15 protein-coding genes and 3 tRNA genes are annotated in these 13918 nt (G+C 72.1%); 3 read left to right on the top strand and 15 right to left on the bottom strand.

The window, feature by feature from the left end; translation table 11 throughout:
• Positions 1 to 681 precede the first annotated feature (681 nt).
• The 9 genes from rplL to ABT093_RS08610 form a co-directional block, all read right to left on the bottom strand.
• Positions 682 to 1065: a 50S ribosomal protein L7/L12 gene (gene rplL / locus ABT093_RS08650; protein ID WP_350561852.1), complete on the bottom strand. Its 384-nt coding sequence runs from the start codon at positions 1063 to 1065 to the stop codon at positions 682 to 684.
• 90 nt (positions 1066 to 1155) lie between these two features.
• Positions 1156 to 1719, bottom strand: coding sequence for a 50S ribosomal protein L10 (rplJ, locus tag ABT093_RS08645; RefSeq protein WP_344342466.1), 564 nt, complete (start codon positions 1717 to 1719; stop codon positions 1156 to 1158).
• A 361-nt stretch (positions 1720 to 2080) separates the two neighbouring features.
• Positions 2081 to 2950, bottom strand: coding sequence for an SCO4651 family lipoprotein (locus tag ABT093_RS08640; protein WP_350561850.1), 870 nt, complete (start codon positions 2948 to 2950; stop codon positions 2081 to 2083).
• Positions 2951 to 3056: 106 nt separating this feature from the next.
• On the bottom strand, positions 3057 to 3875 hold the full coding sequence (locus tag ABT093_RS08635) for a hypothetical protein (protein ID WP_350561848.1): 819 nt from the start codon (positions 3873 to 3875) through the stop codon (positions 3057 to 3059).
• A gap of 181 nt (positions 3876 to 4056) precedes the next feature.
• The gene (gene rplA / locus ABT093_RS08630) at positions 4057 to 4779 is read right to left on the bottom strand and encodes a 50S ribosomal protein L1 (protein ID WP_344342459.1); all 723 of its coding nucleotides are present in this window, start codon (positions 4777 to 4779) and stop codon (positions 4057 to 4059) included.
• Between the two features lie 79 nt (positions 4780 to 4858).
• On the bottom strand, positions 4859 to 5293 hold the full coding sequence (rplK, locus tag ABT093_RS08625; RefSeq protein WP_350561845.1) for a 50S ribosomal protein L11: 435 nt from the start codon (positions 5291 to 5293) through the stop codon (positions 4859 to 4861).
• 165 nt (positions 5294 to 5458) lie between these two features.
• Complete coding sequence (gene nusG / locus ABT093_RS08620; protein ID WP_502884161.1) at positions 5459 to 6340, bottom strand: transcription termination/antitermination protein NusG; 882 nt, start codon at positions 6338 to 6340, stop codon at positions 5459 to 5461.
• A 210-nt stretch (positions 6341 to 6550) separates the two neighbouring features.
• Positions 6551 to 6883, bottom strand: coding sequence for a preprotein translocase subunit SecE (gene secE, locus ABT093_RS08615; protein ID WP_350561843.1), 333 nt, complete (start codon positions 6881 to 6883; stop codon positions 6551 to 6553).
• Positions 6884 to 7031: 148 nt separating this feature from the next.
• Positions 7032 to 7104, bottom strand: a tRNA-Trp gene (locus ABT093_RS08610).
• A 257-nt stretch (positions 7105 to 7361) separates the two neighbouring features.
• Here ABT093_RS08610 and ABT093_RS08605 point away from each other — a divergent pair.
• Together ABT093_RS08605 and ABT093_RS08600 are read left to right on the top strand one after the other, a co-directional pair.
• Positions 7362 to 8609 carry a pyridoxal phosphate-dependent aminotransferase gene (locus tag ABT093_RS08605; protein ID WP_350561841.1) on the top strand — a complete coding sequence of 416 codons (1248 nt, stop codon included), beginning with the start codon at positions 7362 to 7364 and terminating at the stop codon, positions 8607 to 8609.
• Between the two features lie 112 nt (positions 8610 to 8721).
• Entirely contained in the window at positions 8722 to 9750 is a 1029-nt protein-coding gene (locus ABT093_RS08600) for an adenosine deaminase (protein ID WP_350561839.1), read from the top strand.
• Between the two features lie 7 nt (positions 9751 to 9757).
• On the opposite strand, the gene ABT093_RS08595 is transcribed toward ABT093_RS08600, so the two are convergent.
• The 6 genes from ABT093_RS08595 to ABT093_RS08570 form a co-directional block, all read right to left on the bottom strand.
• A complete protein-coding gene (locus ABT093_RS08595) occupies positions 9758 to 10801 on the bottom strand; it encodes a UDP-N-acetylmuramate dehydrogenase (protein WP_350561969.1) in 1044 nt (347 codons plus the stop codon).
• Positions 10802 to 10852: 51 nt separating this feature from the next.
• Positions 10853 to 11275: a MaoC family dehydratase gene (locus tag ABT093_RS08590; protein ID WP_350561837.1), complete on the bottom strand. Its 423-nt coding sequence runs from the start codon at positions 11273 to 11275 to the stop codon at positions 10853 to 10855.
• A gap of 5 nt (positions 11276 to 11280) precedes the next feature.
• Positions 11281 to 11742: an FAS1-like dehydratase domain-containing protein gene (locus tag ABT093_RS08585; RefSeq protein WP_350561835.1), complete on the bottom strand. Its 462-nt coding sequence runs from the start codon at positions 11740 to 11742 to the stop codon at positions 11281 to 11283.
• A gap of 122 nt (positions 11743 to 11864) precedes the next feature.
• On the bottom strand, positions 11865 to 12029 hold the full coding sequence (rpmG, locus tag ABT093_RS08580; RefSeq protein ID WP_006604855.1) for a 50S ribosomal protein L33: 165 nt from the start codon (positions 12027 to 12029) through the stop codon (positions 11865 to 11867).
• Between the two features lie 84 nt (positions 12030 to 12113).
• Positions 12114 to 12186, bottom strand: a tRNA-Met gene (locus ABT093_RS08575).
• 43 nt (positions 12187 to 12229) lie between these two features.
• A tRNA-Thr gene (locus ABT093_RS08570) sits at positions 12230 to 12302 on the bottom strand.
• A gap of 239 nt (positions 12303 to 12541) precedes the next feature.
• Here ABT093_RS08570 and ABT093_RS08565 point away from each other — a divergent pair.
• Positions 12542 to 13825: an amidohydrolase family protein gene (locus ABT093_RS08565; RefSeq protein ID WP_350561833.1), complete on the top strand. Its 1284-nt coding sequence runs from the start codon at positions 12542 to 12544 to the stop codon at positions 13823 to 13825.
• Positions 13826 to 13918 lie beyond the last annotated feature (93 nt).

Here is a 13918-nt window from a genome sequence, read left to right as displayed (position 1 = left end):
GGGCTCGGAGCTCACTACGCGCGTACCAGCCGGGCCTTCACGGGCTTGGTCCCGCCTCCTCGCCACTGGCCTCTGCCGAGGTCGAAACCCCAGGTCAGAGCCGCTTTGCGGAGGCGATGCCAGACCCCTTCAGGGCAACGCCGACTCCGGGCGACGAGTCACGGAGCAGCTAACAGGCAGCGCAAAGGGACAGTGTAGCCAAAGGCGACACTGCTGTCCAGCTCTGATTCGGAAACCGAATCGGAGACTCCTCCCGGTAGCCGTCGGGCGCGGACGCCCGCCGGGTACTGCATCGGCCCGGACTCGCCGGGCCCCACGACTCACGTGGAGTCACTTCCCTCCGGAGCCGCCGGTTATGCATCCGGCGGCGGACCAACCGGGCGGACTCGCGCCTTGAGAATCGCGCGCCGTGCCAGGTTCGTCAAGGGCCCGCCTCCGGCGCGGACCTCGACCCCTCCATCGCGCCGGACCACCCCGGCGTTACAGAAGCCGTGGTCGGGGCCGCACCCGATGACAGCGATCACCATACCCGGCCGCACCGACAGTGCCGAGTGGGCGTTCGGCCACACCGGTGTGTCCGGCGCCGGCCCCGCCGCCCGCACGCGGGTACGAAAAAGGCCGGGCCGACCACCCGCAAGGGTGATCGGCCCGGCCCGCAGCCCCCTCAGAGGGGGCGGAGAGTCACTTGACGGTGACCTTGGCGCCGGCGCCCTCGAGGGCAGCCTTGGCCTTCTCGGCAACGTCCTTGGCAACCTTCTCCAGGACCTTGGCACCAGCGGTGTCAACGAGGTCCTTGGCCTCCTTCAGGCCGAGGGAGGTCAGGGTGCGCACCTCCTTGATGACCTGGATCTTCTTGTCGCCGGCCGACTCGAGGATGACGTCGAACTCGTCCTGCTCCTCGGCAGCGGCCTCGGTGGCGACCGGGCCGGCGATGCCGGCAACGGCGACCGGGGCGGCAGCGGTGACGTCGAACTTGTCCTCGAAGGCCTTCACGAACGCGGCCAGCTCGATGAGGGTGAGCTCCTCGAACTGCGCGAGCAGCTCGTCCTGGGTCAGCTTCGCCATGATTGGCGTCCTTCCACTAAATCGGCAGGTGGTGCCGGATGTACGGGTTGGCGGGCGTACGGGCCCGCAGCGAGGCAAGGCCCCGGCCGATTACTCGGCCGCGGTCTCCTCGGCGGCGGGAGCCGGCGTACCGGCACCGCCCTGCTCGACCTTGTCGCGCAGCGCGTCCACGGTGCGGACGAGCTTCGACGGCAGGGCCTGGAAGAGCGCGGCAGCCTGGGACTGCTTGGCCTTCAGGGCACCCGCCAGCTTGGCGAGCAGCACCTCGCGGGACTCGAGGTCCGCGAGCTTCTTGATCTCGTCGGCGGACAGCGCCTTGCCGTCAAGGACACCGCCCTTGATGACGAGAGCAGGGTTCTCCTTGGCGAAGTCACGCAGAGCCTTCGCCGACTCCACCGGGTCACCGGTGACGAAGGCGACAGCCGTCGGACCGGCGAACAGGTCGTCCAGCTCCGTGATCCCGACCTCGTTGGCCGCGATCTTGGTCAGCGTGTTCTTCACCACGGCGTACTGGGCGTTGTCACCCAGCGAGCGACGCAGGGTCTTGACCTGCTTCACCGTGAGACCGCGGTACTCGGTCAGCACAGCCGCGTTCGAGCCACGGAAAAGCTCCGTGATCTCGGCGACGGCGGCAGCCTTGTCGGGCCTAGCCATAGGCGTACGCCTCCTTCCGTGATGTCGAAGTCGGGCCGACCGCGAGAGTCGACCATTCGCGCCTCGAACCACCGGACGGAGGAAAGCCCCTGCGGAAAAGCAGATGAGCCCCGGTGCGCAGGCGCACGGGGCTCGGCGTGAACTCGACGGATCCACGTGCGGGGCACGCGACCCGGAGGTCAAAGCTCCAAACAGTCCTGCGCGGGCTGCCTGCGCGCGAAGCGCAGGTCCTTCGGTCGCGCACTCCCTTGCGGGTGCACGGCGACAACCAGCGGTCTTTGGCTTGGGTAACACTAGCCGGACGCCGCCGTCCGGGGCAAATCGCCCCCGGCCGGCGCCCGGCGGACCGGGCCCGGCGGGCTCAGCGGGCCAGCGGGGAGACGCTGCGGGTGCCGGTGTCCACGGTGTCCGACTCCGCCGGGGCCTGCACCGAGAGCGGGCCGCCGGGCTCGGTGTAGACCACCGAATCGTCCAGCCGGCCGCTGTCCCCGGTGCCGGTGCGCTCCATCCGGACCAGCTGGTCCTTGTCGTTCAGCCAGAGGTCCAGGGTGAGCGAGGCCGAGCCGCCGGGGGCCAGCGCGGTCCGCAGGCCCTCCCGGCGGGCCCCGCTGAGCTGGGTCTGCGCCGCCGCGTAGCGGGCCGCGTCGGTGGTCACCCGGTAGTGCTCGACCGTCGAGTCCTCGAACTTCTCCTCGCCGACGTACTGGGCGGTGGTCCCGTCGGCGGTCGCGGCGGCCAGCGCCACCACCGGATTGAGCAGGTCGATCAGCCCCGCGTAGGGGATCTCCCGGTGCCCGTCCGGGCCCTGCGGCCCGGCGAACCGCTCCCAGTGCCTGCCGCCCTGCCGGGCCGCGGTGGCCGCGTCACCGCCCTCGTAGGCGACGGTGTCCACGACGATCAGCTGCTCGGCGGCGGCCGGGGTGGAACGTTTGACCTGGAGCGCGGTCTTCGGCTGCCAGAACAGCGGCCCGGAGCCGGCGTCCGCGCCCAGCCGGTAGCTCACCTTGGCCCGGCGGGCGGTCTGCATCGCCAGCTGGGAGGAGAGCAGCACCCCGTGCGGGGAGCGGTCGGTCGGCTTGGCCGGCCAGGTCGGCGAGGCGCTGCTGGGCGTCGGCGTCGGGGAGCCGGGCGCGCTCGACGAAGGGGACGGCTCCGGGGTGCCGGCCGAGCTGCACCCGGCAGCCAGCACCGCGACGGTGACCACCGCCGCCAGCCGCTGCCGCACCGCCATCCACGCCTCCCCGTCCGAACACTGCGTCCCGCCCACCTTGCCACCCGGCCTCGCGCGGCCCGGTGGCACCCCCCGCCACTCGGCCGCACGACCCGCCGCGCGGGCCCTACGGCACCGGCGTGGCGGAGGGGTCGGCCGACGGCTCGGTGGCGGTCTCGGCGCCCTCGGCGACGTCCGTGGTGGTCACCACCGCGCCGGCCGCGCCGCGGACCGTGGAGCGCACCCGCAGCAGCCGGTCCCCGGGGGCCACCCAGAAGTCGTACTCGAGCGTGCCGACCCCGTTCCGCTCGTAGTAGCCGAGCAGTTCGGTCAGCCGGGCGGGGCTCAGCCCCTCGTCGGCGCCGAAGTAGTCCGCCGGTGACGCGGTGCCGCGGTAGTGCGCGACCGTCCCACCGTTCAACTGCTCGCCGCCGAGCGGGGTGAGCTTGCCGGCGAGCGCCATCGCGCGCGCCGGGCCGCCCGGGTTGGACAGCAGGCCGGTGATCCAGCCGCCCGCCCAGCCGGCCGTTCCGTTCGCGCCGTTCGCCGCCGCCCGCGGGTCCAGCGACTCCGCCCCGGCCCGCTCCGCCGTCCTGGACGCCGCTCCCGGGTAGCCGAGCTCCAGCGCGCCGTTCCGGCCCTGCAGCCGTCCGGTGCCCAGCTCGTCGGTGACGGTCAGCTCGGCCGTGTCGTGGGCGCCCCAGGAGAGCGCCCCGTCGGCGCTGCGCCGCCCGGCCGGGCCCTCCTGGACCACCTGGACCCTGGCCCCGCCGGCGTCGTCCAGCCGCTGGGAGGCGGACAGCAGCACCTGCCGGGGCGGGCGCACGGTGGGGCGGTCGCTGATCGGGGTGCGGTCACCGGAGACGGCCAGCACGCTGCAGGCGGTCAGGCCGGCGGCGAGCATCAGCAGGGCCGCCCCCTTGGCGGCGGGGCGAAGGGCGGGCACGGCACTCTCCGGCGGTCGGACGGCGGCGCCCCCTGGGGGCGGGAGCGCGCGGGCGGACCGGGCGAGCGTACGACGGACCGCGGGCCGGTTCCCCCCGCCGGGGGTATCGATCGGGAAACGACGGCGGGCCCGCACCCCCGGCGAAGGGGGTACGGGCCCGCCGTACGGACGTCGACTGCGATCAGACCGCGGCCGGGTCCTCCTCGACGAGGAGGTTGCGGGTGCGGTTCGGGTCCACCAGGATGCCGGGGCCCATGGTGGTCGAGAACGCGGTCTTCTTGATGTAGCGGCCCTTGGCGGCGGACGGCTTGGCGCGGAGCACCTCGTCCAGCGCGGCGGCGTAGTTCTCGACCAGCTGCTCGTCGGTGAAGGAGGCCTTACCGATGATGAAGTGCAGGTTCGAGTGCTTGTCGACGCGGAACTCGATCTTGCCGCCCTTGATGTCGTTGACGGCCTTGGCGACATCGGGGGTGACGGTGCCGGTCTTCGGGTTCGGCATCAGGCCACGGGGACCGAGCACGCGGCCGAGACGGCCGACCTTGCCCATGAGGTCCGGGGTGGCGACGACGGCGTCGAAGTCCAGCTTGCCCTTGGCGACCTCGTCGATGAGCTCGTCGGCACCGACGATGTCGGCACCCGCAGCACGCGCGGCCTCGGCACGCTCGCCGGTCGCGAAGACCAGGACCCGAGCGGTCTTACCGGTGCCGTGCGGGAGGATCACGGTGCTGCGGACCATCTGGTCGGCCTTGCGCGGGTCGACGCCCAGACGCATGGCGACCTCGACGGTGCCGTCGAACTTGCTGGTGCTGGTCGCCTTGGCGAGGCGGACGGCCTCGAGGGGGGCGTAAAGGCGCTCGCGGTCGACCTGGGCGTCCGCGGCCTTCAGGGCCTTGCTGCGCTTCATAGCTGCTCCTGAATGGTGATGGGAGTTGTGGTATTCACGGGCCAGCGCAGGCCCTACCACGGGGAACGAGAAGGGGTGATCAGCCCTCGACGGTGATGCCCATCGACCGGGCGGTGCCGGCGATGATCTTCGCCGCGGCGTCCAGGTCGTTGGCGTTCAGGTCGGGCATCTTCGTGGTGGCGATCTCGCGGACCTGGGCGCTGGTGAGCTTCGCGACCTTGGTCTTGTGCGGCTCGCTGGAGCCCTTCTCGATACCGGCGGCCTTCAGGATGAGGCGCGCGGCCGGCGGCGTCTTCGTGATGAAGGTGAAGGAACGGTCCTCGTAGACCGTGATCTCCACCGGCACGATCATGCCGCGCTGCGACTCGGTCGCGGCGTTGTAGGCCTTGCAGAACTCCATGATGTTGACGCCGTGCTGACCCAGCGCGGGGCCGACCGGCGGAGCCGGGTTGGCCGCACCGGCGTTGATCTGGAGCTTGATAAGCCCCGTGACCTTCTTCTTCTTGGGAGGCATGTCTCTCCGGGTCCTTCCGAGAGGTGATTGCTGGTGTGTGCCGATCCGGGGCGACACCCGGTCGCCAGCACACACATCGGACCAGGCTAACGCCTCGGCGTCGCTGGACCAAAACGGATTCGGGGCGGGGCCCTCGGCCCCGCCCCGAATCCGAAGACCGTACGACTAGTTCTTCTGGATCTGGTCGAAGGAGAGCTCGACCGGGGTCTCCCGGCCGAAGATCTCGACCAGGCCCTTGACCTTCTTCGAGTCGGGGTTGATCTCGTTGATGGTCGCCTGCAGGGTGGCGAACGGGCCGTCGGTGACGGTGACCGAGTCGCCGACCTCGAAGTCGAGCACCTGGATCTCGCTGGGCTTGACCGGCGAGGGCTTGCCGGCCTCCTTCGCGGCCTGGCGCTCCACGTCGGGGGCGAGCATCTTGACGACCTCGTCCAGGGTCAGCGGGTACGGGTCGTAGGCGTTGCCGACGAAGCCGGTGACACCGGGGGTGTTGCGCACGACGCCCCAGGACTCCGGGGTGAGGTCCATGCGCACCAGGACGTAGCCGGGGAGCTTGTTCTGGCGGATGGTCTTGCGGTCGCCGTTCTTGATCTGGACGACCTCCTCCTGCGGCACCTCGGCCTGGAAGATGTACTCCTCGACGTTGAGGGAGACGGCGCGCTGCTCCAGGTTCTGCTTCACCCGGTTCTCGTAGCCGGCGTAGGTGTGGATCACGTACCACTCGCCCGGCATGAACCGCAGGTCCTCGCGGAACTTGGCGACCGGGTCGACCTCGACGGCCGGCTCGGCCTCGGTCTCGTCGGCCTCCTCGGCGGCGGCCTCCTCGGCAGGCTCCTCGTCGGACTCCACGTGCAGCGCGGCCTCCTCGGCCGACTCCCCGGCCTCGGCCTCGTCGTAGGCCTCGGTCTCGTCCTCGTCGGCGTCGACGGCGTCCACGATCTGCTGCTCGTCGGTCTCGACGTCGTCAGCCAGCTCGGCCGCGTCCTCGGCGGCGACATCCGCCGCGCGGACGGTCTCGTCGGCGTCGTACAGGGGGGACTCAGACACGGTGGCTGCTTCTTTCCTGGAGATGGTGAAGGTGGCGCGCTCCGCGACGGACCGGCGACGCTCCGCTCACGCGGTCGCCGGACGTTCGCCCCGGAGACTTCAACAGTACCGAGTCAACGGTAGCGGCCTCGTCCCGCCGACGCAGACAGCTCGACCCGGGCCGAGGACCGGCCCGGGTCGGGGAAGCTGATTCGAAGGTGGACGGCTGTGTCAGCCGAAGATCCAGAGGGCGGCCTTGGCGAAGCCGTAGTCGAGGCCCCACACGAAGGCCATCACGATCACGACGAACACGACCACGACGCTGGTGTAGCTCATCAGCTGGTTGCGGGTCGGCCACACGACCTTGCGGAGCTCGGCGATGATCTGCCGGTAGAACAGCGCGAGCCGGGCGAAGACGCCCTTCTTGCCGCGCTTGCCGGACTTCTTGTCGCCAGAGCGCTTGCGGCGCGACTCGCCCTCAGCGGGCGTGGTCTCGGCAGCGCCGTCGGTCCCCTCGGGGTTGCCGCTCTCAGGCGTTGCGGTGGAGCCCGTGGTCTCCGTCACTCGTCCTCACCTGAATCCGGGTCCTGCCGGACGTCGACTGCGTGCCCGAGAAGGGCACGAGCGGCCGGCTAACGGTGCTGATCGGCGCCCTCTCCGCATCAAGCCCGCTCGCTCTTCGGAGCGAACGGGCTGAATACGGATCAAGCAGCAGGGCAAGAGGGACTTGAACCCCCAACCGCCGGTTTTGGAGACCGGTGCTCTACCAATTGAGCTATTGCCCTACGGAACCTCGCGGCCCCAGTAGCGACCACCAACCTACCGCATCTTCCGCTGATCCCCGTACAGGTTCTGCACGGCGGCGGAGGATCCGGTTCGCTCGGTGTCCGTCGAGCAGTGAGTGTACGTGGTCGGAGGGCGTTTGGTCGAACCTCTTCTTTTCCGGCCGTCACCCGGGCCCCACCGGCCGCGATGTGGACGGCCCCGTACATATGGTGAAACCGCCATGCCCGGCCCGTGTGCGGTCTGCGACGATGCAGGCATGAGCGCTTCCACCCCGCAGCCCGACAGTTCCGTCCGCCCCGCCGACCGCCGCGTCTCCGCCCGGATCGGCGCCATCGCCGAGTCCGCCACCCTCGCCGTGGACGCCAAGGCCAAGGCCCTGAAGGCGGCCGGCCGTCCGGTCATCGGCTTCGGCGCCGGCGAGCCGGACTTCCCCACCCCGGACTACATCGTCGAGGCGGCCGTCGAGGCCTGCCGCGACCCGAAGAACCACCGCTACACCCCGGCCGGCGGCCTGCCGGAGCTCAAGGAGGCGATCGCGGCCAAGACGCTGCGCGACTCCGGCTACGCGGTGGACGCCTCCCAGGTGCTGGTGACCAACGGCGGCAAGCAGGCGATCTACGAGGCGTTCGCGGCGATCCTCGACCCGGGCGACGAGGTCATCGTCCCGGCGCCGTACTGGACCACCTACCCCGAGTCGATCCAGCTGGCCGGCGGCGTGCCGGTGGAGGTCGTGACCGACGAGACCACCGGCTACAAGGTCTCGGTCGAGCAGCTGGAGGCCGCCCGCACCGAGAACACCAAGGTGGTGCTGTTCGTCTCGCCGTCCAACCCGACCGGCGCGGTGTACACCCGGGCCGAGGCCGAGGCGATCGGCCGTTGGGCGCTGGAGCACGGGCTGTGGGTGCTCACCGACGAGATCTACGAGCACCTGGTCTACGGCGACGCGGAGTTCACCTCGCTGCCGGCCCTGCTGCCCGAGCTGGCCGACAAGACCATCGTGGTCAACGGCGTCGCCAAGACCTACGCGATGACCGGCTGGCGGGTGGGCTGGGTGATCGGTCCCAAGGACGTCGTCAAGGCCGCGACCAACCTGCAGTCGCACGCCACCTCGAACGTCTCCAACGTGGCCCAGCGCGCCGCCCTGGCCGCCGTGGCCGGCGACCTCTCGGCCGTGCACGAGATGCGCACCGCCTTCGACCGGCGCCGGCGCACCATCGTGAGGATGCTCAACGAGATCGACGGCGTGGTCTGCCCCGAGCCCGAGGGCGCGTTCTACGTCTACCCGTCGGTCAAGGCCCTGCTGGGCAAGGAGATCCGCGGGCAGCGCCCGCAGACCTCCGCCGAGCTGGCCTCGCTGATCCTGGACGAGGCCGAGGTCGCGGTCGTCCCCGGTGAGGCCTTCGGCACCCCCGGCTACCTGCGGCTCTCCTACGCGCTGGGCGACGCCGACCTCGCCGAGGGCGTCGGCCGCATCCAGAAGCTGCTGTCGGAAGCGCGCGACTGACCCTCGGAGAACCAGGTCGGCCGCCGCTGACCGGACCGCCCTCTTTTCACCCCTTCGGGGGACGGAAAGAGGGCGGTTCCCGTAGCACCCCCCGATGCGGCAGGATTCGTGAATGGAACGCCTGCTGAACCCGCGAGACGTCAGGGACCTTCCGAAGGCCCACCTGCACCTGCACTTCACCGGCTCGATGCGCCCGGCCACCCTGCTCGAACTGGCCGACAAGCACGGGGTCCGGCTGCCGGAGGCGCTCAGCTCCGACGAGCCCCCCAAGCTGCGGGCCACCGACGAACGCGGCTGGTTCCGCTTCCAGCGCCTCTACGACACCGCCCGCTCCTGCCTGCGCGACGAGAGCGACATCCGCCGGCTGGTCCTGGAGACCGCCGAGGACGAGCGGCGGGACGGCTCCCGCTGGCTGGAGATCCAGGTCGACCCGACCTCCTACGCACCCCGGCTGGGCGGCCTGATCCCCGCCCTGGAGCTGATCCTGGACGCGGTGGACGACGCCGCCGCGGCCACCGGGGTCGGCATCCGGGTCCTGGTCGCCGCCAACCGGATGAAGTCCCCGATGGACGCCCGGACGCTGGCCCGCCTCGCCGTCCGGTACGCCGACCGGGGCGTGGTCGGCTTCGGCCTCTCCAACGACGAGCGGCGCGGCCTGGCCCGGGACTTCGACCGGGCCTTCGACATCGCCCGCAAGGGCGGGCTGCTGGCCGCCCCGCACGGCGGCGAGCTGGCCGGCCCGGAGTCCGTCCGGGACTGCCTGGACGACCTCGGCGCCGGCCGGATCGGCCACGGCGTGCGCGCCGCCGAGGACGAGCGGCTGATGCAGCGGCTGGCCGACCGTCAGATCACCTGCGAGGTCTGCCCGTCCTCCAACGTCTCGCTCGGCGTCTACGAGAACCCCGGGGACGTCCCGCTGCGGCGGCTGTTCGACGCGGGGGTGCCGCTCGCGCTCGGCGCCGACGACCCCCTGCTGTTCGGCACCCGGCTCGCCGCCCAGTACGACCTGGCCCGTGACGTCCTGGGCTTCTCCGACCAGGAGCTGGCCGAGCTGGCCCGCCAGTCGGTGCGCGGCTCGTGCGCGCCGGAGAGCGTCAGGAAGGAACTGCTGGCCGACATCGACACCTGGCTGACCGCCTGAGCGGGCACTACAGGCTGACGCCCACCATGACCGGCTCGTTGACCAGCTCCACCCCGAAGGCCGCCCGCACGCCGTCCCGGATCTCCCGGGCCAGGGCGAGCAGGTCCTCGGTGGTGGCGGCGCCGCGGTTGGTGAGCGCCAGGGTGTGCTTGGTGGAGAGGGTCGCCGGGCCGCTGCCGTAGCCCTTGCCGAACCCGGCCTTGTCGATCAGCCAGGCGGCCGAGGTCTTGGTGCGACCGTCCGGCGCCGGGTAGGCGGGGGCGGTCAGCTCGCGCCCGGCGGCCACCGCCAGGAAGGCGGCGTACTGCTCGGCGCTCAGCACCGGGTTGGTGAAGAAGGAGCCGGCCGACCAGGTGTCGTGGTCCGCGGCGTCCAGCACCATGCCCTTGCCCGCCCGCAGGCCGAGCACCGCGTCGTGCGCCTCGCGCAGGCCGACCCGCTCGTCCTGGGCCACCCCGAAGTGCTTGGCGACCTCGGCGTAGCGGACCGGGGTGGAGCGCCCGGCGGCGTCCTCCAGCGCGAAGCGCACCCGCAGCACCACGTAGCGCTCCGGGTCCGCCTTGAAGCGGCTGTGCCGGTAGGAGAAGGCGCAGGCCTCGTTGCCGAGGGTGACGCTCTCGCCGGTGCGGCGGTCGTAGGCGACCACCTCGGTGACCGTCTGGGCGACCTCCTGGCCGTACGCGCCGACGTTCTGCACCGGGGTGGCGCCGGCCGAGCCGGGGATGCCGGCCAGGAACTCGATGCCGGCCAGGCCCGCCTCGACGGTGCGGGCCACCGCGTCGGCCCAGACCTCGCCGGCCGCCAGCTCCAGCGTTGTGCCGTCCAGGGCGAAGCCGGTGGTGGCGATCCGCAGGACGGTGCCGGGGAAGCCGGCGTCACCGATCACCAGGTTGGAGCCGCCGCCGATCACCAGCAGCGGCTCCCCCGCCGCGTCCGCGGCGCGGACGGCGGCGATCACCTCGTCGTCGGTGTGCGCGGTCACCAGGCGGCGGGCCGGGCCGCCGAGCCGCAGCGTGGTCAGCGGGGCGAGGGGGGCGTCGAGTTCTTCCAGCACGCCCCCCAGCGTACGGGGGCCCCGTACGCTCCCCCGCCGGGGCTGCGCTCAGGCCAGCCGGACGACCGCCCGGGACATGCCGAGCACCTTCTGGCCCGCGTAGGTCGCCACCAGGTCGACCTGCACCTTGCGGTCGTCGAGCAGCTTGGCCACCTTGCCGGTGACCTCGATCACCGAGCCGGCGCCGTCGTTGGGCACCGGCACCGGGCGGGTGAACCGGACGCCGTACTCGACCACCGCGCCCGGGTCGCCGACCCAGTCGGTGACCACCCGGACCGCCTCGGCCATGGTGAACATGCCGTGCGCGATGACGTCGGGCAGGCCGACCTCCAGGGCGACCTTCTCGTTCCAGTGGATCGGGTTGAAGTCGCCGGAGGCCCCCGCGTACTGCACCAGAGTGGCGCGGGTCACCGGGAAGGACTGCGCCGGCAGCTCGGTGCCGGCCTCGACCTCGTCGTAGCGGACCGTCATCGGGCTCACTCCCCCGCCTTCTCGTCGGCGGCCCGGGCCACCAGGGTCATGACGGACGTCACCACGTGCTCGCCGGACTCGTCCGCGATCTCGCCGCGCACGGTGAGCACGTCGTTGCCGGCCAGCGACTTGATGTTGTCGACGGTGACCACGACGGTCAGCCGGTCACCGGCCCGCACCGGGCGGGTGTAGGCGAACTTCTGGTCACCGTGCACCACCCGGCTGTAGTCCAGGCCGAGCTCCGGGTCGGTGACCACCTGGGCGGAGGCCCGCATGCTCAGCACGATGGGGAAGGTCGGCGGGGCGATGACGTCCGGGTGGCCGAGAGCCTTGGCCGCCTCCGGGTCGGTGTACGCCGGGTTGGCGTCACCCACGGCGACGGCGAACTCACGGATCTTCTCGCGGCCGACCTCGTACGGCTCGGTGGGCGGGTACGTCCGCCCGATGAAGGAGGGGTCGAGTGCCATCGGCAGAGCTCCTCGGAAACGCGGTGGACAAACGAAAAAAACTCCGGACCGCAACCCAGTGAGGGATGCGGCCCGGAGTCGGAGACCTGAATTCACACAGGCCCGATGCCCTGCGGTGAGGGTCAGCGGGTCTCGCGGTGCGCGGTGTGCGAGTTGCAGCGGGGGCAGTGCTTCTTCATCTCAAGACGGTCCGGGTCGTTACGCCGGTTCTTCTTGGTGATGTAGTTCCGCTCCTTGCACTCCACGCAGGCCAGCGTGATCTTCGGGCGGACATCGGTGGCAGCCACGGGAGTGCCTTCCTTGGACAATGAATAAGAACACAGACAAGAGTAGCCGACCGGGAGTGCGATCTCCCGACCGACTACGCGGGGTAGCGGTGACCGGACTTGAACCGGTGACACAGCGATTATGAGCCGCTTGCTCTACCAACTGAGCTACACCGCCACAGTGATCCGGAGCACGGCCGAAGCCGACTCCTTCTCACCAGAGCCCCCATGCGGAATCGAACCGCAGACCTTCTCCTTACCATGGAGACGCTCTACCGACTGAGCTATAGGGGCGAACGAGGAAGAGATTACACGTTCCGCGCCCAGAGGTGAAATCCGTATCCGGCGGCGAAGTCCGCAGGTCCGCGGCGCGCACGGCTGAGCGATCGAAGGCCCGGCGTTCGACCGGCCCCCGCGGCCGCGGCCCGACCCGATACGACTATTGCCCGCCTCCCGGCACCCCGGGCCCGCCGCCCGTAGGCTCGTCGCTCATTGACGCGAGCAGCAGCCGGACGCGAGCGAGGAGCCTGGCGATGGACAGCGCAGCCGCCGACGGGCCGCACCCCGGACCCGGCCCGGCCGCCAATCCACTCGGGCACGGACCCGTCCTGCTGCTCACCGGGGCCAGGCTGGCGGACGGCCGGGTGGTGGACGTGCGGATCAGCGGCGACCGGATCCAGGCCGTCGGCACCACCGGCGGGCTCGGCCCGCTGCCCGCCCTCCCCGGGGGGCCCACCGTCACCACCGGGGCCCGGATCGACCTGCGCGGCTACCTGCTGCTGCCGGCCCCGGCCGAGGCGCACGCCCACTACGACGTCGCGTTCTCCGCCGCGCTGCCCGCGCCCCCGCCGGAGACCCCCACCGAGCTCACCCGGCGGGTCACCGAGGCCGCGCTGACCTCGCTCGGCTACGGCGCGACCGCCCAGCGCACCCACGTCCGGATCGGCGACGTGCACGGGCTGCGCCGGCTGGAGGCGGTGCTCACCGCCCAGCAGGCGCTGCGCGGCCTCGCCGAGCTGCAGGCCGTGGCGATGCCCCGGCTGCTCACCGGCCGGGCCGGGGCGGACGGCCGGGCCCAGCTGCGGGAGGCGCTCAAGCTGGGCGCCACCGCGGCCGGCGGCTGCCCCGAGCTGGACCCGGACCCGGCGGGCTACGTCCAGCTGCTGCTGGAGGCCGCCCGGGAGGCGGACTGCGCGGTGGACCTGCACACCACCGCCGCCGACCCGGGCCGCCTCGCCCGGCTGGCCGGGGCGCTGGCACCGCTGCGGCCCCGGGTGGTGCTCGGGCCGTGCGGCGCGCTCGCGCCGGGCGCCTCGACGGTGCTGGCCAACGCCGGGGTCCGGGTGGTCTGCCTGCCGCAGAACGGCGGCTGCGCGGGGCTGGAGGGCCTGCCCTCCGGGCTGCGGCCGGCGCTCCTGCGCGAGCTGGTGAAGGCCCGGGTGCCGCTGGCGGCCGGCAGCGGGTCGCTGCGGGACGGCGCCAACCCGGTCGGTCGGGCCGATCCGCTGGAGGCCGCGTACCTGCTGGCGGCCGGCGGCGTGCTGGACGTGGACGGGGCGTACGACGCGGTGTCCAACCAGGCGCGGCTGGCGCTCGGGCTGCCGCCGGTGCGGGTGGACGCCGGTTTCCCGGCCGAGTTGCTGGCGGTGCGCGGGGACAGCCTGGCCGGGGCGCTGGCGGGCGGGCACAGCCGGCTGGTGGTGCACAGCGGACGGGTGGTCAGCCGGACCAGCGCGGTGCGGGAGTTCGCCGACACCGTGGCCCTGGCCCTGCCCCGGCAGTCCGACGGCACGGACGGGCGCGGGCCGAACGAGTGATCGGGGCGCGCGGCATGGCCACCGCGCGCCCCTCGCCGGAGCGGCGAAGCGGCGCCCCAGGCATCCCCCACATGGAGCGGGACGCCGCTTCCT

The sequence above is a fragment of the Kitasatospora sp. NPDC002551 genome, assembly GCF_040296005.1.
Lineage (GTDB): Bacteria > Actinomycetota > Actinomycetes > Streptomycetales > Streptomycetaceae > Kitasatospora.
The sequence above is the reverse complement of the archived record's forward strand: the minus strand, read 5'-3'. Positions and strand labels throughout refer to the sequence as shown.

What these genes read in the sequence shown, in the direction of transcription:
- rplL (WP_350561852.1), bottom strand. Translation starts at nt 1,065, where the DNA reads ATGGCGAAGCTGACCCAGGACGAGCTGCTCGCGCAGTTCGAGGAGCTC.
- rplJ (WP_344342466.1), bottom strand. Translation starts at nt 1,719, where the DNA reads ATGGCTAGGCCCGACAAGGCTGCCGCCGTCGCCGAGATCACGGAGCTT.
- ABT093_RS08640 (WP_350561850.1), bottom strand. Translation starts at nt 2,950, where the DNA reads ATGGCGGTGCGGCAGCGGCTGGCGGCGGTGGTCACCGTCGCGGTGCTG.
- rplA (WP_344342459.1), bottom strand. Translation starts at nt 4,779, where the DNA reads ATGAAGCGCAGCAAGGCCCTGAAGGCCGCGGACGCCCAGGTCGACCGC.
- rplK (WP_350561845.1), bottom strand. Translation starts at nt 5,293, where the DNA reads ATGCCTCCCAAGAAGAAGAAGGTCACGGGGCTTATCAAGCTCCAGATC.
- ABT093_RS08605 (WP_350561841.1), top strand. Translation starts at nt 7,362, where the DNA reads ATGAGCGCTTCCACCCCGCAGCCCGACAGTTCCGTCCGCCCCGCCGAC.
- ABT093_RS08600 (WP_350561839.1), top strand. Translation starts at nt 8,722, where the DNA reads ATGGAACGCCTGCTGAACCCGCGAGACGTCAGGGACCTTCCGAAGGCC.
- ABT093_RS08590 (WP_350561837.1), bottom strand. Translation starts at nt 11,275, where the DNA reads ATGACGGTCCGCTACGACGAGGTCGAGGCCGGCACCGAGCTGCCGGCG.
- ABT093_RS08585 (WP_350561835.1), bottom strand. Translation starts at nt 11,742, where the DNA reads ATGGCACTCGACCCCTCCTTCATCGGGCGGACGTACCCGCCCACCGAG.
- ABT093_RS08565 (WP_350561833.1), top strand. Translation starts at nt 12,542, where the DNA reads ATGGACAGCGCAGCCGCCGACGGGCCGCACCCCGGACCCGGCCCGGCC.